This is a genomic window from Sodalis sp. RH14 (assembly GCF_047324285.1).
Classification (GTDB): Bacteria; Pseudomonadota; Gammaproteobacteria; order Enterobacterales; family Enterobacteriaceae; genus Acerihabitans.
In genome coordinates this window covers 4,786,837-4,805,296 of the sequence record NZ_CP178739.1, presented here as the reverse complement: position 1 = coordinate 4,805,296, position 18,460 = coordinate 4,786,837, and the positions used below count along the sequence as shown (strand labels likewise).

Genomic DNA, 18,460 nt, shown 5'->3' with positions numbered 1-18,460 from the left:
TCCCTGCCGAGCACGTTGCCTTTCCCCGTCCCATGCCCGATGCAGGAATTGTTGTTTATGACCCAGACTCTCAGCCAGCTTGAACACCATGACGCTTTTATCAAGCGTCATATCGGCCCCAGCGCGCAGCAGCAGGCGCATATGCTGTCGGCTATCGGCGCCGCGACGCTCGACGCGTTGATTGGCCACATCGTCCCGGCCGACATCCAGCTGCCGGCGCCTCCGGCGGTCGGCGATGCGGCCACGGAATCCCAGGCGCTGGCGGAGCTCAGGGCCATGGCGAGTCTTAACCAGCGGTTTAAAACCTATATCGGCATGGGCTACAGCGCGGTGGTCACCCCGCCGGTGATCCTGCGCAACATGCTGGAAAACCCGGGCTGGTACACCGCCTATACGCCTTACCAGCCGGAGGTCGCCCAGGGGCGCCTGGAAGCCTTACTGAATTTCCAGCAACTGACCCTCGACCTGACCGGGCTGGATATCGCCTCCGCCTCGCTGCTGGATGAAGCCACGGCGGCGGCGGAAGCCATGGCGCTGGCCAAGCGCGCCAGCAAGCTCAAACAGGCCAATGTGTTTTTTGTCGCCGACGATGTCCATCCGCAAACGCTGGACGTGGTGCGCACCCGCGCCGAGACCTTCGGTTTCGAGGTGATCACCGGCCCGGCCCCGCGCGCGCTGGAACAGCAGGGCGTCTTCGGCGTGCTGCTGCAACAGACGGGCACCACCGGCGAACTGCATGATTACCGCGCGCTGCTGGCCGAACTGAAAACCCGTCACATCATCAGCTGCGTGGCGGCCGATATGATGGCGCTGGTGCTGCTGGCGGCGCCGGGCGCGCAGGGGGCCGACGTGGTGTTCGGCTCTTCCCAGCGTTTCGGCGTGCCCATGGGCTACGGCGGCCCGCACGCGGCATTTTTCGCCGCCCGTGACGACGTCAAGCGCTCCATGCCGGGACGTATTATCGGCGTGTCCCGCGACGCGGCCGGCAGTACCGCCCTGCGCATGGCGATGCAAACCCGCGAGCAGCATATCCGCCGCGAAAAGGCCAACTCCAATATCTGCACCTCGCAGGTACTGCTGGCCAATATCGCCGGCCTGTACGCGGTCTACCACGGTCCGGAAGGATTGAAACGCATCGCCGCGCGCATCCATCGCCTGACCGCCATCCTGGCTTCCGGCCTGACGGCGGCGGGACTGACGCTGCGCCATGCCCGGTGGTTCGATACCCTCACCGTCAATGTGGCGGATAAAGACGCGGTGATAAGCCGCGCGCTGGCCCGCGGCATTAACCTGCGCGCCGACCTGGACGGGGCGGTGGGGATAACGCTTGATGAAACCACCGGCCGCGACGATCTTGCCGCGCTGTACGGCGTGGTGACCGGCGGCGACGCCGTGCTGGATATCGACGCCCTTGATCGCGCGGTCGGGGAGGTCATCCCGGCGGATCTGCTGCGCGCCACGCCCATCCTGACGCATCCGGTGTTTAACCGTTACCACAGCGAAACGGACATGATGCGTTATATGCATCAGCTGGAACGCAAGGATCTGGCGCTTAACCAGTCGATGATCCCGCTCGGCTCCTGCACCATGAAGCTGAACGCCGCCGCCGAGATGATCCCCATCACCTGGCCGGAGTTCGCCGAGCTGCATCCGTTTTGTCCCGTCGGGCAGGCGGCCGGCTACCAGCAGATGATCGCTCAACTCTCCCGCTGGCTGGTGCAGCTTACCGGCTATGACGCGCTGTGCATGCAGCCCAATTCGGGCGCGCAGGGAGAATACGCCGGCATGCTGGCCATACGCCGCTATCATGAGAGCCGCAACGAGGGCAACCGCCGTATCTGCCTGATCCCCAGCTCCGCCCACGGCACCAACCCGGCGTCCGCCCAGATGGCCGGCATGTCGGTCACCGTGGTGGCCTGCGATAAAAACGGCAATATCGATTTACACGATTTGCGCCGGAAAGCCGAACAGGCCGGCGATCAGTTGTCATGCATCATGGTGACCTACCCGTCGACCCACGGCGTATACGAAGAGACCATCCGCGAAGTCTGCCAAATCGTGCACCAGTTCGGCGGCCAGGTGTATCTGGACGGCGCCAATATGAACGCGCAGGTCGGCATCACCTCGCCGGGCTTTATCGGCGCCGACGTTTCGCACCTGAACCTGCATAAAACCTTCTGCATTCCCCACGGCGGCGGCGGCCCGGGCATGGGCCCCATCGGCGTGAAAGCGCATCTGGCGCCGTTTGTGCCGGGGCATGCCGTAGTACATATCGACGGCGTGCTGACGCGCCAGGGCGCGGTATCCGCCGCCCCGTTCGGCAGCGCCTCGATCCTGCCGATCAGCTGGATGTATATCCGCATGATGGGGGCCCAGGGACTCAAGCAGGCCAGCCAGGTGGCGATCCTGAACGCCAACTATATCGCCAGCCGGTTGCAGTCCGCGTTTCCGGTGCTGTATACCGGGCGCGACGGCCGCGTTGCCCATGAATGCATCCTGGACATCCGGCCGCTGAAGGAAGCGACCGGCATCAGCGAGATGGATATCGCCAAGCGCCTGATCGATTACGGTTTCCACGCCCCCACCATGTCTTTCCCGGTGGCGGGAACGCTGATGGTCGAGCCCACCGAATCCGAAAGCCAGGTGGAACTGGATCGCTTTATCGACGCGATGCTGGCCATCCGCGGTGAAATCGACCGGGTGGGCAGCGGCGAATGGCCGCTGGCGGACAATCCGCTGGTCAACGCGCCCCATATCGAGCGCGAGCTGACGGGCGAGTGGTCCCATCCCTACAGCCGGGAAACCGCGGCGTTTCCCGCGGGCTTCGGCAATAAATACTGGCCGAGCGTAAAACGCCTGGATGATGTGTACGGCGATCGCAATTTATTCTGCTCCTGCGTGCCGATCGACGATTATCAATAGGCGCTGACCGGCGCTGTCCCCGCTCGACGCGCCGGTATCGCACCGGGACGGGCGGGGGAGCGGGCTTGGCCGCATCCTACGCCTTTCCTGGAAAGCCCAGCCCACCCGGCGCCGGGCGGACGGCGATCGCCCCTGCGCTGACGCCCATTACCGCTGTTTTACCCCGCCTGCTGCGGCCGACAACACGTGTTGTTACATCATATCGTCTGATATTCGCCTGACTAAATGAACCACCTGAGCTATACGGAGGTCCGATAAGGATTATCCCTCGTCTGATATTACGAAGACATTAAAGATGGCCCGGCGGAGTGTGATTAAGTACGGGATGTGCTTATCCGCAGTCATTTATACTGAGAAAAATAGAATTAATGAGAAAGCTTCTGCAACTATCCCAACTGAAAATTTCCCTGTTTATCGCTTTTTATATCGGGATTATTCTTAACATACCCATTCTGATCCGCCGCTACCAGCAACTGCAATATAATAATGCCTTGTCGGTGGCTATCGAAGTGCTGGCATTGTTTTCACTGGTGTTTTTGTTGACCATGCTGCTCTCGCTGCTGGGCAAGACACTCTATCGCGTACTGGTCACCCTGGTGGTGGTCAGTTCGGTGGCCGCCAGTTATTACATGGTGCTGTACAACGTGGATATCGGCTACGGCATCCTGGCCGCCGTGATGACCACCGATGTGGACCTGTCAAAGGAATCGGTGGGTTACCACTTCTTTATCTGGGTTATCCTGGTCAGCCTGATCCCCCTGGCGCTGATTTGGCTGGCGCCGATGCCCGAAGCGGCGCTCAGGCGCAGCAACGTCAGGCATATTTCCAAAAAAGGGCTGCTGATCGTTACCGCCGCCCTGTGCTGCTGGCTGCCGCTGAAGCTGATGGGCCAGGTACAGGACCAGCACGATCGCGAGAATAACCGCACCATGGCCAGCTACGGCGGCGTGGTCGCCGGCTCCTACTCGCCGTCAAACTGGCTGTCGGCGCTCGGCATGCTGATCTACAGCTCCTATAGCCAGGCGGAGGACAGCCGCAAGCTGTACGATCCGGCGCAGCATTTTACGTATGTGGCGCCGAAGGATGTCAAGGATCTGTATGTGGTGTTTATCATCGGCGAGAGCGCGCGCCGCGACCATATGGGCGCCTACGGCTACCAGCGCGATAATACGCCCAACCTGGACAAGGAAAAGAACCTGGCGCTGCTGCAGGGCTACTCCTGCGATACGTCCACCAAGCTCTCCCTGCGCTGCATGTTTGTGCGCGAGGGCGGCGCGTCGGAAGCGCCGCAGCGCACCCTGAAAGAGATGAACGTCTTTTCCGTATTAAAAAAACAGGGCTTTAGCTCCGAGCTGTTTTCCATGCAGAGCGAGGCCTGGTTCTATAATAAGGTGATGGCCGACGACTATGCCCTGCGCGAAACCATCCAGGCGGAAAAACGCAACGCGGGCGAGCCGGTGGACGATATGGCGCTGGTGGACGAACTGCACGATTCCCTGGCGCGCCATCCCGACGGCAAGCACCTGATCGTGCTGCATACCAAGGGTTCCCATTATATGTATACGGAGCGTTATCCGCGCCAGTTCGCCCGTTACCAGCCGGAATGCCAGGGCATCGACGATGCCTGCTCCACCGAGGAACTGGTCAATTCCTATGACAACAGCCTGCTGTACACCGACTATTTCCTGAAACAGGTCTTCGATCAGCTGCGCGATCGTAACGCCATCGTGTTCTACGCCTCCGATCATGGGGAATCCATCGCGGAAAATATGCATTTCCACGGCACGCCGCGCGATCATGCGCCGATTGAACAACGCACCATCCCCATTATGGTCTGGGCCTCGGACGGCTTCCTGCGCGGGAGCGATCACCAGGCGGCGTTTAGCCGGCTGCGCGCCCTCGCGGCGGCCAAGACCCCGGTATTCCATGAAAAACTCTATGACAGTATCTTAGGCTGCATCGGCTTTACCTCCCCCGACGGCGGCATCGTCAAGCAGCGTAACTGGTGCCAGACGCCCTAGGCCGCGGCGTCCAGGTCAGAGATGGCCTTGGCGAGACGCCGGTGATGCCCGGGGATCTGATTTTTCAGTCATCACGCCCGATACCCGGCACAAGGCACCCTGTGCCGGGTATGGCGGACACCCACGGTGTTGACATCGCGCATGCTGCATGTCTACTCATTGTCGATACCTTTACCTATAAGGTTGTTATGCATACCCAGGCGGTTTTACAAAAATGGGGCAATAGCATTGCGCTGCGTTTATCCGGTAACCTTAAAACCATCCCGCATTTCGAAGCGGGGGATACGGTGGATATCGAGATGAGCGAGCAAGGATTAGTCACTCAAAAAGCCCATAAAAAACGGTTCCGGGAATCCGACCTGTTAATGGGACTTACCGCGTATACCGCCCATGCCGACGATCTGGCGGCGCCCATCGCTGGGGAGCTGGATTACTGATGTTTATTCCTGGACGCGGCGATATTTGCTGGCTGGATTTTGCACCAACAAAAGGGAAGGCGATTGGCAAGTATCGCCCGGCGCCAGCACCATGATAGCGTCGCCGCGCCCGGCGGATGCGCTCAGGCGGTGGCCGCGTGATTTTTGCGCCGGGCGATGCGATAGATCTGCGCCGCCACAAACAGCACGGCCTGGACGATAACGATACAGGGCCCGGTGGCGCCGTCGATATAAAAACTTATCAGCGTGCCGGTAACGCAGGAGAACACCGAGACCAGCACCGCCGCCAGCAGCATCCCGTCGAACCGGCGGGCGAGCAGGGAGGCGGTAATGCCGGGTGAAATCAGCATGGCGATCACCAGTATCACGCCCACCGCCTGCAGGGCGGCGACAATGGTCAGCGCCAGCAGGCATAACAGGCCATAATGCAGCGTCTTTACCGACAGGCCCAGCACCCGCGCCTGGGCCGGATCAAAACAATACAGCATCAGATCCCGGCGTTTAACCAGGATGACCAGGGATACCGCGCCGGCTATCAACACGACCTGCCACAGCTCCGCGGGCGTAATGCCCAGCACATTGCCGAACAGGATATGGCTAAGGTGCTGGTCGGTATCGATACGTGAAAACAGCACCAGGCCGAGGGCGAACATGCCCGAGAAGACAATGCCCATGACCGTGTCCTCCTTCACCCGGCAGTGGTCTTTGATATAACCGGTGCCCAGGGCGCATACGATACCCGATCCAAAGGCGCCGGCCACGATCGGCAGTCCGGCGATATAGGCCAGGATAATGCCCGGCAGCACCGCGTGGGAAATGGCGTCCCCCATCAGCGACCAGCCTTTGAGCACCAGGAAGCACGACAAGATGGCGCACACCACGCCGGTGGCGATGGCGGCGATAATCGCCCGTTGCATAAACGGAAAGCCCAGTGGTTCGGCGACATAGGCGAGCAGGTAATCCAACCATGCCATCATCCGGCGCTCCGTCTATCTTTAGCCCGCGCCCGGCCACGCATCTTGGCGGCCAGCAGCCCGTGTTTCGGCGCCAGCAAAAACGCCAGCAGGAAAACCAGGGTTTGCAGGGTAACGATAACCCCGCCGGTGGCGCCGTTAAGGAAATAGCTCAGCCAGGCGCCGCAGGCGCTGGTCAGGGTGCCGATGATCACGGCGATTATGATAAGGCGCGGGAAGCGATCGGTCAGCAGGTACGCCGTGGCGCCGGGCGTTATCACCATGGCTATGACCAGGATGGCGCCGACCGTTTGCAGCGCGGCCACGGTACAGGCGCTCAACAGCGTGAAAAAAATAATTTTCAGGCGCAGCGGCGACAGGCCGATGGAGACGGCATGGCCCTCGTCAAAAAACGCCGCCAGCAGATCCTTCCAGATCACACACAGCACGATAAAAGACACGCCGCTTATCACCTGAACCTGCAGGACATCCGCGTCGGCTATCCCGAGGATATTGCCGAAGATGATCGATTGCACGTTGACCGACGTGGGATTTAGCGAAACGATCAGTAGCCCGACGGCGAAAAAAGTGGTGAAGACAAAACCGATAATGGCGTCCTCGCGCAGCCGGGTATAATGGCGCACCAGCGTCATCACCAGCGCCGCCAGCATACCGGTCAGGAACGCGCCGGCGGCGATGGGCAAACCCAGCGCATACGCGCCCGCCACGCCCGGCACCACCGAGTGGGACAGCGCATCCCCCATCAGCGACCAGCCCTTGAGCATCAGGTAGGCCGAAAGAAAGGCGCAGACCCCGCCGACAATGCCGCTTACCCAAATGGCCTTGAGCATATAATCGTACTGAAACGGCTGTAGCAAGAGCGCCATCATCACGACACCCGCTTATCGGCGTCGACCGCGCGCAGTCCGGCCCGCGGCGCCCCGGCCGCCGCGATATCAAACTGGCGCAGCCTGCCGCCGAATACCCGCTCCAGGTTTTCCTGGGTAAAGGCGGCGGCGGTAGGGCCGGCGGCCAGTACCGTGCGGTTGATCATCACCACCCGGTCGCAAAATTCCGGCACGCTGGCCAGGTTATGGGTAGAGACCAGGATCAGATGGCCTTCGGCGCGCAGCGATTGCAGCAGCGCGATAATGGCATCTTCGGTCTGCACATCAATACCGGTAAACGGCTCGTCAAGGAGCATGACCCGTCCCTGCTGCGCCAGCGCCCGCGCCAGGAACACCCGTTTGCGCTGGCCGCCGGACAGTTCGCCAATCTGGCGCTGGCGGAATGCGCTCATGCCGACCCGCGCCAGCGCCCGGTCCACCTGGGCCTTATCCTCGGCGGAAGGGATGCGCAGGAAAGACATTTTGCCATAACGCCCCATCATCACGACATCCGCCACCAGCACCGGGAAATTCCAGTCCACTTCCTCGGTTTGCGGCACATAGGCAATCAGGTTTTTACGCAGCGCCTTCGCCACCGGCAGGTTATCCAGGGTAACCTTGCCGGAGGAAGGGCGCACCATGCCCATAATGCTTTTGAACAATGTCGATTTGCCGCTGCCGTTGATGCCGACCAGCGCGCAGATGGTGCCGCCGGTAAGCCGGAAACTGGCGTTGCTGATGGCGGTATGGCCGTTATTGTAGGTGACCGTCACGTCGTCCACCCGGAGATCGGGCTGATAGCCGGTGTTGTTCATTGGCCGAACCCCCTGGCGATGGTATCCACCGTCACGTTAAGCAGGCTGAGGTAGTCGGGCACCGGCCCGCCGGCCGCCGACAGCGAATCGACATACAGCACGCCGCCGTAGCGCGCGCCGGTTTCCTTGGCGACCTGCCGGGCGGGTTTATCCGAGATGGTGCTTTCGCTGAACACCACCGGGACCTGCTGCTCCCGCACCAGATCGATCACCCGGCGCACCTGCTGGGGCGTGCCCTGCTCCTCGGCGTTGATCGGCCAAAGATAGGCTTCGCGCAGGGCGTAATCCCGCGCCAGGTAGCTGAAGGCGCCTTCGCTGGTCACCAGCACGCGCCGGGATGCGGGAATATTGGCCAGCCGGGCGCGCAGCGGGGCGTCGGTGGCGGCGATTTTCTCCGCATAGGCTTTGGCGTTGCGGTTGTAGGCGTCGGCGTTGGCCGGGTCGTATTGCACCAGCGCCTTGCGGATGTTTTCCACATAGATCAGCGCATTGGCGGACGACATCCAGGCATGGGGGTTGGGATTGCCGTTATAGGGGCCTTCACGGATAGGCAGCGGCTCGATGCCCTCGGTGACTACGGCCGAGGGCACGTCATGGATATTATCGAAAAAACGGGCAAACCAGCGTTCCAGGTTCAGGCCGTTCCACAAAATCAGGTCCGCCGACTGGGTCTTGACGATATCGCGCGGGGTAGGCTGGTAATCATGGATTTCCGCGCCGGGCTTGGTGATGGATTCCACTACCGCCGCGTCGCCGGCCACGTTGCGCGCCATATCCTGGATAATGGTAAAGGTGGTTATCACCTTGAATTTTTTCTCCGCCATGGCGGGGGTGCCGGCAAGCGATAACGCCATGCCAAACAGCAGGCCCCATGGCGCCAGGGCGGAAAAACGTCTCTTTAACGGCAATAACGGCATGTCGGCGATCTCCATAAACGCTTCCGGTCATCAGGCTGGCCCTGGCAGGGTCGGAGTACAGCGTCGTCATCTTTTACCGATGTCCGCACGGCCGGGGCGTCATTACATTTGTATGCATATAATTAACAAGTGATGCTTTAATGTTCATATATAGCATGAGCTATACTGTATAGCAAAGGCAAACTTAATCTGTTTGTCGTCACCGCCGCGCCGTGCATGCCTATTTTGTTTATCAACGCCTTTGGTAACAATGCTATGCTTTACCTCGCCATCGCCGGTGATGGCCTTATGCAGCCGTACATCAAGAGGAAGGACTATGACCACCCCTGAAAAAGCGGATATGCCCGTCCGTAGCACGCAACTTGTGGATGTGCAGGAACATGCGCAGGGTTTCCTTCAGGTCAGGGCAGCCCACCGTGCCGAGCTGATGGACGATTATGTGGAGCTGATCGACGATCTTATCCGTGATTTCGGCGAAGTCCGCCAGGTGGAATTGGCCGCGCGGCTGGGCGTATCGCAGCCCACGGTGGCGAAAATGCTGAAAAGGCTGGCCGCGGCGGGGCTAATCCGGCAATTACCCTATCGCGGCGTTTTCCTTACCCCCGAGGGTGAGGCGCTGGCGGCGCGCAGCCGGGAAAGGCACCAGGTGGTCGAGTCGTTCCTGCTGGCGCTGGGCGTCAGTCCGGAGACGGCGCGCCTGGATGCCGAAGGGCTGGAGCATCATGTCAGCGAGGAAACGCTGGCCATTTTCCGCGCGTTTACCGAACAGGCCGCCCGGCAAAAATAACGGCCTTCACCTTATCCATTCCTTCTGTGTGTCCCGCAGGCAAAAGACGCGGGAAAGCTCTAGTCTTTATTGGTTATGTTATGTTATAACATAACCAATAAACACGGACTTCTCCGCCCTTTTACCGACCACAATACTGATGGAGTGAAACATGCGTGCGACAGATAAGATGCCCGGCATAACCCGGATGGGGGAAGGGCGTGCATCGGTTCCCCTGCCGGTAACCGTGCTTTCGGGGTTCCTTGGCGCGGGTAAAACCACCTTGCTTAACCACATCCTTAACAATCGGCAAGGCCGCCGCGTGGCGGTGATCGTCAATGATATGTCGGATGTGAATATTGATGCGGCACTGGTGCGCGACGGCGGCGCGGAATTGTCCAGAACGGATGAAAGGCTGGTGGAGATGAGCAACGGCTGCATTTGCTGCACCCTGCGGGAAGATTTGCTGCTGGAAGTCGGCCGGCTGGCGAAAGAGGGCAAATTCGACCAATTGGTCATCGAATCCACCGGTATTTCCGAACCCCTGCCGGTGGCCGAGACCTTTACCTTTACCGATGACGACGGCCTGAGCCTGTCGCACGTCGCCCGCCTGGATACCATGGTCACCGTGGTGGATGCGTTCAACTTCCTGCGCGATTACGGTTCGCGCGACAGCCTGTCATCCCGGGGCGAATCCCTGGGCGTGGAGGACCCGCGCACGGTGGTGGATCTCCTGATCGAACAGATCGAATTCTGCGATGTGCTGGTGCTGAACAAAATCGATCTGATCGGCGAAGACGAACGCCTGCGCCTGTTGGCTATCCTGCGCGGCCTGAACCCAAGGGCAAAAATCGAAGCGGCTGAATTCGGCCGGGTGGCGCTGGATAGCGTCCTGAACACCGGATTGTTTGATTTTGACCAGGCGGCGCAGGCGCCGGGCTGGCTGAAGGAGCTGCGCGGCGAGCATACGCCGGAGACCGAAGAGTACGGCATTACCCATTTTGTCTATCGCGCCCGCCGGCCGTTTCATCCAGAGCGCTTCTACGCCTGGATTGCGAAGGATTGGCCCGGGGTGATGCGTTCCAAGGGTTTTTTCTGGCTGGCCACCCGTCCGGCGCATGCCGGTTCATGGTCCCAGGCCGGCGGCGTCAGCAGGCATGCTCCGGCTGGCTGCTGGTGGGCCGCCATACCCCGCGATCGATGGCCCGGCGATCCCGATACGCTGGCATTTATTCACGACAACTGGGTTGACGGGGTCGGCGATGCCCGTCAGGAACTGGTGCTGATCGGAATCGGCATGGATGAGGCGGGTTTAAGGGCAGGTTTTGACGCCTGTCTGCTGACCGATCGGGAAATGGCGCAGGGACCTGAGATGTGGTTCTGGTATGGCGATCCGTTTCCGCAATGGTCATAACCTGGCTTTGGCTGCTTTTATCGGGAAAAGCCCGCACTACTGATAAAGATCCCTGCTTATTTCGCCGGGTACGCGTATAATCGCCGCCCGGCGAATTAACCAGATAAAGAGTGCTTGTATGGCGTCCACCAGCCTGATCCAACCCGAACGCGGCCTGTTTTCCTATCCTCCTTATTGGGCGGAATGTTACGGCATCGCGCCGTTTTTGCCGATGTCGCGCGCAGAAATGGATCAATTGGGGTGGGACAGCTGCGATGTGGTGATAATCAGCGGCGACGCCTATGTCGATCATCCCAGCTTCGGCATGGCGATTATCGGCCGCATGCTGGAATCACAGGGGTTTCGCGTCGGCATCATTGCCCAGCCGGACTGGACCAGCAAGGACGACTTTATGCGCCTGGGGCGGCCGAACCTGTTTTTTGGCGTCACCGCCGGCAATATGGATTCGATGATCAACCGCTATACCGCCGACCGCAAGCTGCGCCATGACGACGCCTACACTCCCGGCAACGTCGGCGGCAAGCGTCCGGACCGCGCCACCATGGCCTACAGCCAGCGCTGCAAGGAAGCTTACAAAGAGGTGCCGGTGATCCTCGGCGGCATTGAGGCCAGCCTGCGGCGCATCGCCCATTACGATTATTGGTCCGATACCGTGCGCCGCTCGGTGCTGGTGGATTCGAAAGCCGATATGCTGATCTACGGCAACGGCGAGCGGCCGCTGGTGGAGCTGGCCCATCGGCTGGCGGCGGGGGAGGCGATCGGCGCCATCAACGATGTGCGCAATACCGCCATTATGCGCCGGGAGCCGCTGCCCGGCTGGAGCGGGGTGGATTCCACCCGCCTGGACCAGCCTGGGCGCATCGAACCGATCCTTAATCCCTATGGCGACGACCTGCCCTGTGCCGACGGCGCGGCGCCGGCTCCGCAGGCCGGATCGGTAACGGTGCGCGCTGCCAAACCCAAGCCGTGGGAAAAAACCTACGTGCTGCTGCCTTCGTTCGAAAAAGTCAAAGGCGATAAGGTGATGTATGCCCATGCCTCGCGCATCCTGCATCACGAAACCAACCCCGGCTGCGCGCGGGCGCTGATGCAAAAACACGGCGATCGTTATGTCTGGATCAATCCGCCGGCCATTCCCCTGACCACCCCGGAGATGGACCAGGTTTTCGCCCTGCCGTTCCAGCGCGTGCCGCATCCGTCCTACGGCAAGGCGGCCATCCCGGCGTATGAGATGATTCACTCGTCCATCAATATCATGCGCGGCTGCTTCGGCGGCTGCTCGTTTTGTTCGATTACCGAACATGAAGGCCGTATTATCCAAAGCCGCTCGCAAGCGTCCATCGTGCGCGAGATCGAGGCCATTCGCGATACGGTGCCGGCGTTTACCGGCGTGATTTCCGATCTGGGCGGGCCGACCGCCAATATGTATATGCTGCGCTGTAAATCGCCCCGGGCGGAACAGACCTGCCGCCGCGCCTCCTGCGTCTATCCGGAAATCTGCCCGCATATGGATACCGATCATGAGCCGACCATCTCGCTCTACCGGCGGGCGCGGGCGGTCAAAGGCATCAAAAAGGTGCTGATTGCCTCCGGCGTGCGTTACGACCTGGCGGTGGAGGATCCGCGCTATATCAAGGAACTGGCGCTGCACCATGTGGGCGGCTACCTGAAGATTGCGCCCGAGCATACCGAGGCCGGGCCCTTAGCGAAGATGATGAAGCCGGGCATGGGCAGCTACCACCGCTTTAAGGCATTGTTCGATCGCTACTCCGCCGAGGCGGGGAAAAAACAGTACCTTATTCCCTATTTTATCTCGGCGCATCCGGGCACGCGCGATGTGGATATGGTCAACCTGGCGTTATGGCTGAAGAAAAACCGTTTTCGGCTCGACCAGGTGCAGAATTTTTATCCGTCGCCGCTGGCCAGCGCCACCACCATGTATTACACCGGCAAGAATCCGCTGGCCAAGGTGGACTATAAGAGCGAAGAGGTGGTGGTGCCGCGCGGCGATCGCCAGCGCCGCTTGCATAAAGCGCTGCTGCGTTACCACGATCCGGCCAATGCCGCGCTGATCCGCGCCGCGCTGGAAGAGATGGGACTAAAGCACCTGATTGGCGGCGGGGGCGAATGCCTGGTGCCTTCCCCGGCGGCGGACGGCGGGGAACCGCGTGCCGCGCGCGGAAGCGCGCGTCCCGCCCTGACCCGGCATACCGATATGGCGCGCCAGCGCGCGCCGGCGGCGTCCGGCCGGGCTACTTCAGCCAGCCGTTCTGATGGGCGGCGTCAAGATGGCGTTTCAGATGTTCCCAAAGGGCAGGGTAAACGTCGCCGATAAAGGCGTTGCGCGTCAGCACCTGCTCAAGCCGGATGCCGTTTTCCACCCAGCTTTGGCCGCGGTTATGCAGGTTCATCAGCACCGGCATCAGCCGGTCCAGCATCAGGGCAAACTGCGCGTTGGGCGTTTCGCCCGCCTCGTACTCCAGCCACAGCTGATGGAAATGCCCGCGTTGCGGCGCCGGCAGCAGGCCGAACAGCCGTTCGGCGGCCGCTTCTTCCTGGGCATGCACCGCCGCCCGCCCGACCAAATCGTAAACCAGTACGTCGCCGGCGTCGATTTCCACGATATCGTGCACCAGCGCCATCTGGATCACCCGGTTGATATCGACGTTATCGTCCGCATAGGGCGCGAGCGCCATCGCCGCGACGGCAAAATGCCAGCTGTGCTCGGCGGTATTTTCCTGACGCTGGGTGCCAAGGACCTTGGTGCGGCGCTGAATGCTTTTAAGCTTGTCGATTTCCATTAAAAAAGCGATCACTTCGGTCAGTTCGCCGAAGGCGAGTTCAGGCGTTAGTTCAGACATATCAATTTTTAACCACGCTAGCGTAAAGCGCCACATTGTAGGCCAAACCGGCGGCAATTTCGAACGCTCTCTGCACGCCGTTTCCCATCGCCGCCGGGACGATACGGTGCGAAGCGCGCCGCCGCCGCCGCCGTCAGGGCGCGTTAACATTTTTTCAGCTTACGCGTGTACACTGGAATGGTTCTCAGCTAAGCTTGGTGCGGTTGGCGAAAATGATAATGAGTTAAGATTGAGGATGTATTACGTATGGCTAATAAACTATTAGCTCAGGGATATTCACCGGCGGAAGAGATCGCCAACAGCATCAGTCACGGCATCGGCCTGATCTTCGGTATCGTCGGCCTGGTGCTATTGCTGGTGCAGGCCGGTCATGTCGGCGCCGACGTGACGGCCATCACCAGCTACAGTTTGTACGGCGGCAGCATGATTCTGCTGTTTCTGGCCTCTACGCTCTACCACGCCATTCCCCATCCGCCGGCCAAGCGCTGGCTGAAAAAGATGGACCACTGCGCCATTTACCTGCTGATCGCGGGTACCTACACTCCGTTCCTGCTGGTGGGGCTGGCGTCGCCGCTGGCCAAGGGCCTGATGGTGGTGATCTGGAGCATGGCGCTGCTGGGCGTCGTGTTCAAACTGGCGTTTGCCCATCGTTTTGAGGTGATATCGCTTATCACCTACCTGACCATGGGCTGGCTATCGCTGGTGGTGATTTATCAGCTGGCGCAGCGCCTGCCGGTGGGCGGTCTGACGCTGCTGGCGGTGGGCGGTCTGGTCTACACGGTGGGGGTCATTTTTTACGCCTGCAACCGTATCCCGTTCAATCACGCCATCTGGCATGGGTTTGTGCTGGGCGGCAGCGTATGCCATTTCCTGGCGATTTATTTGTATATTTAATGCCGCCCGGCGGCCGCGGATAACAGGGATAACGCCGTCAAAGTCACACGACACCCGGCGCCATGCCTATGCCGCCGGGCGCGTCAGTCACTCCCCGCTTAAAGGCGCCGGTTTGCTTTACTCGATTTCATAAGGCAGGGGCTGGATCGCCAGCGCGCCGGCGGCGTCGTCCTTGACCCGCAGCCGGCTATCCGCCGCCAGATCGTTATTCAGCACCGCCTGTACCCAGACGCTGCCGTCCTCCAGTTGCAGGGCGGCCAGTACCGTGCCGGTGCGGCGCCAGTTATCGCCCATTTGCAGCTCAAGGTCTTCTCCCGCCGCCGGCACGCGGCCGGCTTTACCGGCCAGCCAGTACAGCGCCCGTTTATTGGCGCCCCGGTATTTGGCGCGCGCCACCATCTCCTGCCCGGCATAGCAGCCCTTGGTAAAGCTGATGCCGCCGAGCGACTGCAGGTTGACCGCCTGGGGAATAAACTGCGCGCTGTTGACGCTGTCGATGACCGGCAACCCGGCTTCGATATTCAACGCCAGCCACTGACGGCTGTCGGTCAACTGTGCCTGGCCCTCAAGCTTGTGCAGCAGTTGCTCCAGGACGCCGGGGGTGGTGACCAGTAAAAAACGCTCCGCGGGCAGGCTGAAATGCAGGATCGACGTTTCACCGTCCTCCACCACCTGATGTTCGGCGTCGGGCAGGGCGGCAAACAGGCCGGCCAGGGCCGCGCGCGCCTGAAACCCGGCGACGCCCAGCAGCAGCGCGTCGTCGTCCGCCGTCATGGCGACCTTGGAAAATACCGCGTATTTTTTCAGTTCCGCAAGCTGGGCGTCGCGCACGCTGCGCCGCTCGATATAGGCCATGCCCGCGCCGCGATGGAATATACGCATATTGCTGTACATTTTACCTTTTGCATCGCAATGCGCGCCCAGGATATGCCGATCGCGCGCCATAGCCTCCACATCGGTGGTGACCTGGCCCTGCAGGTACTTAAGGGTATCCGGCCCGGTCAGCCCGACCAGCGCCCATTCCTCAAGCGACATCAGCGTCAGGGGCAAATGGCTGGAGGGAGAAGGTAAACGCGGCGGAAAAGGAACTTTAGGTGTCATGCAACACTCCTATCCTGTAAGACAAAACAATAGCCTAATGGTAAAAGAGTCAAGAGGCTTTGCAAGTGGTTATTTCATCGGCGCTGTGCCGAAATGTGCGATGCGTGCCGGTAAAAATTGCCGGAACATGTCGAAATGTGTCGTTTTATGTAATGCCGACCCGCGAAACGGGTTAAACTATGCCCTGGCCGGATGGAAATGAGGTAAAAGATACAAATGGATATCGTCAATAAAGCGCGCATCCACTGGGCCTGCCGCCGCGGCATGCGCGAGCTGGATATCTCCATAATGCCGTTTTTTGAATACGACTATGACACCCTTAGCGACGATGACAAAGCCTTGTTCGTCCGCCTGCTGGAATGCGACGATCCCGATCTTTTCAATTGGCTGATGAATCATGGCGAACCCCAGGACAGCGGATTAAAAAAAATGATAACCATGATACAACAGCGAAATAAAGCCCGTGGCCCTCTGGCGATGTGACATACGGGTCTCCTGGCGCACGCAGATTTTTTCGCTGGCGGTTCATGGGATCCTGACCCTAGTGATCCTGCTGTCGCCGTGGCCGGAAAATTACGGCCTGGTCTGGGTTACGCTGATAACGCTTGTGGTGTTTGAATGCATCCGCAGCCAGAGGAATATCATGGCCTGCCGGGGAGAGCTGGTGCTGCAAAGCGACCGGCATATCCGCTGGCATCAGCAGGAATGGTCGGTTGTGGGCAAACCCTGGCTGCTTAAAGGCGGGGTGTTGCTGCGCCTGCGCCAGGTGGGGGGCAAAAAAAAGCGCCGCCTGTGGCTGGCCGCGGACTGCATGGGCCAGCGCGAGTGGCGCAGCCTGCGCCAGGCGCTGCTGCATCATGGCTCACAGGAAACGCTGGATTAACGCCGGACCGGCCTTGGCGCAATGCTGAAGGCTAAAGCAGCGCCGCCATTTCGTTCAGGATCTGCTCGCACCACAGCTGCAGGCGTTCCTCGCTTAAATCGTACTGATTCACCTCATCCAGCGCCAGGCCGACAAAATGCTCGCCGTCGGCGGCCAATGCCTTTGGACTGGTGAATTCATAACCGGCGGTGGGCCAGAAACCGATAAAGGTGGCGCCCCGCGGCGCCAGCACATCATGCAGATAACCCAGCGCGTCCAGAAACCACTCGCCGTAGCCGAGCTGATCGCCCATGCCGTACAGGGCGATAATCTTGCCCGACAGGTCCAGATCGGACAACTGCGACCAGGCGGCGTCCCAGTCTTCCTGGATTTCGCCGAAATCCCAGGTGGGGATGCCGAGGATCAGCACGTTATACTCTGCCATGCGGCTTGGCGGCACCTCTTTGATATTATGCAGGTCGACCAGATCCGGACCCAGGATATCGCGGATTTTCTCCGCCGCCATTTCGGTATAGCAGGTACTGGAGCCATAAAATAAACCGACTTTCATCTTTACTCATACTCTTGACCTTCAATCTATGTCATCAAGTGTACCAGATTCACCGCGTAATCAGGCATAATGCAGGCATGAAAAACACCGGGGGCCCAGATGCAGCAGCAGAATAACCCAGGATCGAACAACCCCTGGATCGAGCAGTTTCTCGATGCCCTGTGGCTGGAGCGCAACCTGGCCGAAAACACCCTGTCGGCCTACCGTCTCGATTTGCAGGCCCTGGCCGATTGGCTGGCCGCCCGCCAGACGGACCTGCAAACCGCCGGCGCGGCGGATTTGCAAGCGTTCCTGGCCGACCGCCTGGAGCACGGCTATAAGGCCACCAGCTCCGCCCGCCTGCTGAGCGCCATGCGGCGCTTTTTCCAGTACCTGTACCGTGAAAAAGCGCGTGACGACGACCCCAGCGCCGCGCTGGCGGCGCCGAAGCTGCCGCAGCGCCTGCCCAAGGGGCTCAGCGAGGACCAGGTCGGCGCGCTGCTCAACGCGCCGGTGCTGGACCAGCCCATCGAAGTGCGCGACAAGGCGATGCTGGAGGTGCTTTACGCCACCGGCCTGCGCGTTTCGGAGCTGGTGGGCCTGACCATGAGCGATGTCAGCCTGCGCCAGGGCGTGGTGCGGGTTACCGGCAAAGGGGACAAGGAGCGGCTGGTGCCCCTGGGCGAGGAGGCGGTATACTGGGTGGAATATTACCTGGAGCACGGCCGTCCCTGGCTGATGAACGGCCAGAGCGCCGACGTCTTGTTCCCCAGCAACCGCAGCCGGCAAATGACCCGGCAGACCTTCTGGCATCGCATCAAGCATTATGCGATCCTGGCGGGTATCGACAGCGAGCGGCTCTCCCCCCATGTTTTGCGCCATGCGTTCGCTACGCATCTGCTTAACCACGGCGCGGACCTGCGCGTGGTGCAACTGCTGCTGGGCCACAGCGACCTGTCCACCACCCAGATTTACACGCATGTCGCAACCGAACGTCTTAAACTGATTCATCAGCAGCATCATCCCCGGGCCTGACGGGGATTAACGTATTGATCACCAC

General features: G+C 60.5%; 17 protein-coding genes. 10 read left to right on the top strand and 7 right to left on the bottom strand.

All coding sequences use genetic code 11. The features are described from left to right. Nucleotides 1-57 precede the first annotated feature (57 nt). The 3 genes from gcvP to ACL2XQ_RS21855 all read left to right on the top strand — a co-directional run bounded on the left by gcvP (nt 58) and on the right by ACL2XQ_RS21855 (nt 5,380). On the top strand, nt 58-2,922 hold the full coding sequence (gene gcvP, locus ACL2XQ_RS21865) for an aminomethyl-transferring glycine dehydrogenase (protein WP_413739695.1): 2,865 nt from the start codon (nt 58-60) through the stop codon (nt 2,920-2,922). A gap of 368 nt (nt 2,923-3,290) precedes the next feature. Further along, nucleotides 3,291-4,943, top strand: a complete 1,653-nt coding sequence (gene eptB, locus ACL2XQ_RS21860; RefSeq protein ID WP_410013600.1) for a kdo(2)-lipid A phosphoethanolamine 7''-transferase — start codon at nt 3,291-3,293, stop codon at nt 4,941-4,943. Nucleotides 4,944-5,053: 110 nt separating this feature from the next. Next, nucleotides 5,054-5,380, top strand: a complete 327-nt coding sequence (locus ACL2XQ_RS21855; RefSeq protein WP_413739694.1) for a transcriptional regulator — start codon at nt 5,054-5,056, stop codon at nt 5,378-5,380. 122 nt (nt 5,381-5,502) lie between these two features. Here the strand turns inward: ACL2XQ_RS21855 and ACL2XQ_RS21850 are convergent, their stop codons facing one another. From ACL2XQ_RS21850 to ACL2XQ_RS21835, 4 genes are read right to left on the bottom strand one after another with little or no spacing between them, the layout of a single operon-like run. Then, entirely contained in the window at nt 5,503-6,357 is an 855-nt protein-coding gene (locus ACL2XQ_RS21850; protein ID WP_410013602.1) for a metal ABC transporter permease, read from the bottom strand. Then, a complete protein-coding gene (locus ACL2XQ_RS21845) occupies nt 6,354-7,223 on the bottom strand; it encodes a metal ABC transporter permease (protein ID WP_410013603.1) in 870 nt (289 codons plus the stop codon). The genes ACL2XQ_RS21850 and ACL2XQ_RS21845 overlap by 4 nt, the downstream gene beginning before the upstream one ends. Then, the gene (locus tag ACL2XQ_RS21840; RefSeq protein ID WP_410013604.1) at nt 7,223-8,035 is read right to left on the bottom strand and encodes an ATP-binding cassette domain-containing protein; all 813 of its coding nucleotides are present in this window, start codon (nt 8,033-8,035) and stop codon (nt 7,223-7,225) included. The genes ACL2XQ_RS21845 and ACL2XQ_RS21840 overlap by 1 nt, the downstream gene beginning before the upstream one ends. Further along, nucleotides 8,032-8,952, bottom strand: a complete 921-nt coding sequence (locus tag ACL2XQ_RS21835) for a metal ABC transporter substrate-binding protein (RefSeq protein ID WP_413728860.1) — start codon at nt 8,950-8,952, stop codon at nt 8,032-8,034. The genes ACL2XQ_RS21840 and ACL2XQ_RS21835 overlap by 4 nt, the downstream gene beginning before the upstream one ends. Nucleotides 8,953-9,268: 316 nt before the next feature. Between ACL2XQ_RS21835 and mntR the strand changes: the two genes are divergently transcribed. The 3 genes from mntR (at nt 9,269) to ACL2XQ_RS21820 (ending at nt 13,467) form a co-directional block, all read left to right on the top strand. After that, the gene (mntR, locus tag ACL2XQ_RS21830; RefSeq protein WP_413721412.1) at nt 9,269-9,739 is read left to right on the top strand and encodes a manganese-binding transcriptional regulator MntR; all 471 of its coding nucleotides are present in this window, start codon (nt 9,269-9,271) and stop codon (nt 9,737-9,739) included. Between the two features lie 187 nt (nt 9,740-9,926). Beyond that, entirely contained in the window at nt 9,927-11,132 is a 1,206-nt protein-coding gene (gene zigA, locus ACL2XQ_RS21825) for a zinc metallochaperone GTPase ZigA (RefSeq protein WP_413740540.1), read from the top strand. 118 nt (nt 11,133-11,250) lie between these two features. Further along, entirely contained in the window at nt 11,251-13,467 is a 2,217-nt protein-coding gene (locus ACL2XQ_RS21820; RefSeq protein WP_413739693.1) for a YgiQ family radical SAM protein, read from the top strand. On the opposite strand, the gene ACL2XQ_RS21815 is transcribed toward ACL2XQ_RS21820, so the two are convergent. Beyond that, entirely contained in the window at nt 13,385-13,993 is a 609-nt protein-coding gene (locus tag ACL2XQ_RS21815; protein WP_413731979.1) for an HD domain-containing protein, read from the bottom strand. The two genes, ACL2XQ_RS21820 and ACL2XQ_RS21815, sit on opposite strands and share 83 nt — an antisense overlap. 246 nt (nt 13,994-14,239) lie before the next feature. Between ACL2XQ_RS21815 and trhA the strand changes: the two genes are divergently transcribed. Further along, a complete protein-coding gene (trhA, locus tag ACL2XQ_RS21810) occupies nt 14,240-14,887 on the top strand; it encodes a PAQR family membrane homeostasis protein TrhA (protein WP_413739692.1) in 648 nt (215 codons plus the stop codon). A 117-nt stretch (nt 14,888-15,004) separates the two neighbouring features. Here the strand turns inward: trhA and ygfZ are convergent, their stop codons facing one another. Next, nucleotides 15,005-15,988 carry a tRNA-modifying protein YgfZ gene (gene ygfZ, locus ACL2XQ_RS21805; RefSeq protein WP_410013609.1) on the bottom strand — a complete coding sequence of 328 codons (984 nt, stop codon included), beginning with the start codon at nt 15,986-15,988 and terminating at the stop codon, nt 15,005-15,007. A gap of 216 nt (nt 15,989-16,204) precedes the next feature. On the opposite strand from ygfZ, the gene sdhE reads away from it, so the two are divergent. Together sdhE and ACL2XQ_RS21795 are read left to right on the top strand one after the other, a co-directional pair. Beyond that, entirely contained in the window at nt 16,205-16,471 is a 267-nt protein-coding gene (sdhE, locus tag ACL2XQ_RS21800) for an FAD assembly factor SdhE (protein WP_410013611.1), read from the top strand. Beyond that, a complete protein-coding gene (locus ACL2XQ_RS21795; protein ID WP_410013612.1) occupies nt 16,452-16,871 on the top strand; it encodes a protein YgfX in 420 nt (139 codons plus the stop codon). The genes sdhE and ACL2XQ_RS21795 overlap by 20 nt, the downstream gene beginning before the upstream one ends. A 31-nt stretch (nt 16,872-16,902) precedes the next feature. Here ACL2XQ_RS21795 and fldB read toward each other — a convergent pair whose 3' ends face one another. Then, entirely contained in the window at nt 16,903-17,421 is a 519-nt protein-coding gene (gene fldB / locus ACL2XQ_RS21790) for a flavodoxin FldB (protein WP_413729491.1), read from the bottom strand. 99 nt (nt 17,422-17,520) lie between these two features. Here fldB and xerD point away from each other — a divergent pair, with 99 nt between their 5' ends. Beyond that, on the top strand, nt 17,521-18,435 hold the full coding sequence (gene xerD / locus ACL2XQ_RS21785; protein ID WP_410013614.1) for a site-specific tyrosine recombinase XerD: 915 nt from the start codon (nt 17,521-17,523) through the stop codon (nt 18,433-18,435). The last annotated feature ends 25 nt before the right edge of the window (nt 18,436-18,460 follow it).

Excerpts from the sequence above, each read along its gene's own strand:
- trhA (WP_413739692.1), top strand. The coding sequence starts at position 14,240 with ATGGCTAATAAACTATTAGCTCAGGGATATTCACCGGCGGAAGAGATC.
- ACL2XQ_RS21835 (WP_413728860.1), bottom strand. The coding sequence starts at position 8,952 with ATGCCGTTATTGCCGTTAAAGAGACGTTTTTCCGCCCTGGCGCCATGG.
- ACL2XQ_RS21855 (WP_413739694.1), top strand. The coding sequence starts at position 5,054 with ATGGCGGACACCCACGGTGTTGACATCGCGCATGCTGCATGTCTACTC.
- sdhE (WP_410013611.1), top strand. The coding sequence starts at position 16,205 with ATGGATATCGTCAATAAAGCGCGCATCCACTGGGCCTGCCGCCGCGGC.
- ACL2XQ_RS21840 (WP_410013604.1), bottom strand. The coding sequence starts at position 8,035 with ATGAACAACACCGGCTATCAGCCCGATCTCCGGGTGGACGACGTGACG.
- eptB (WP_410013600.1), top strand. The coding sequence starts at position 3,291 with ATGAGAAAGCTTCTGCAACTATCCCAACTGAAAATTTCCCTGTTTATC.
- ACL2XQ_RS21850 (WP_410013602.1), bottom strand. The coding sequence starts at position 6,357 with ATGATGGCATGGTTGGATTACCTGCTCGCCTATGTCGCCGAACCACTG.
- xerD (WP_410013614.1), top strand. The coding sequence starts at position 17,521 with ATGCAGCAGCAGAATAACCCAGGATCGAACAACCCCTGGATCGAGCAG.
- gcvP (WP_413739695.1), top strand. The coding sequence starts at position 58 with ATGACCCAGACTCTCAGCCAGCTTGAACACCATGACGCTTTTATCAAG.
- ACL2XQ_RS21815 (WP_413731979.1), bottom strand. The coding sequence starts at position 13,993 with ATGTCTGAACTAACGCCTGAACTCGCCTTCGGCGAACTGACCGAAGTG.
- zigA (WP_413740540.1), top strand. The coding sequence starts at position 9,927 with ATGGGGGAAGGGCGTGCATCGGTTCCCCTGCCGGTAACCGTGCTTTCG.
- ygfZ (WP_410013609.1), bottom strand. The coding sequence starts at position 15,988 with ATGACACCTAAAGTTCCTTTTCCGCCGCGTTTACCTTCTCCCTCCAGC.
- mntR (WP_413721412.1), top strand. The coding sequence starts at position 9,269 with ATGACCACCCCTGAAAAAGCGGATATGCCCGTCCGTAGCACGCAACTT.
- ACL2XQ_RS21820 (WP_413739693.1), top strand. The coding sequence starts at position 11,251 with ATGGCGTCCACCAGCCTGATCCAACCCGAACGCGGCCTGTTTTCCTAT.
- fldB (WP_413729491.1), bottom strand. The coding sequence starts at position 17,421 with ATGAAAGTCGGTTTATTTTATGGCTCCAGTACCTGCTATACCGAAATG.
- ACL2XQ_RS21845 (WP_410013603.1), bottom strand. The coding sequence starts at position 7,223 with ATGATGGCGCTCTTGCTACAGCCGTTTCAGTACGATTATATGCTCAAG.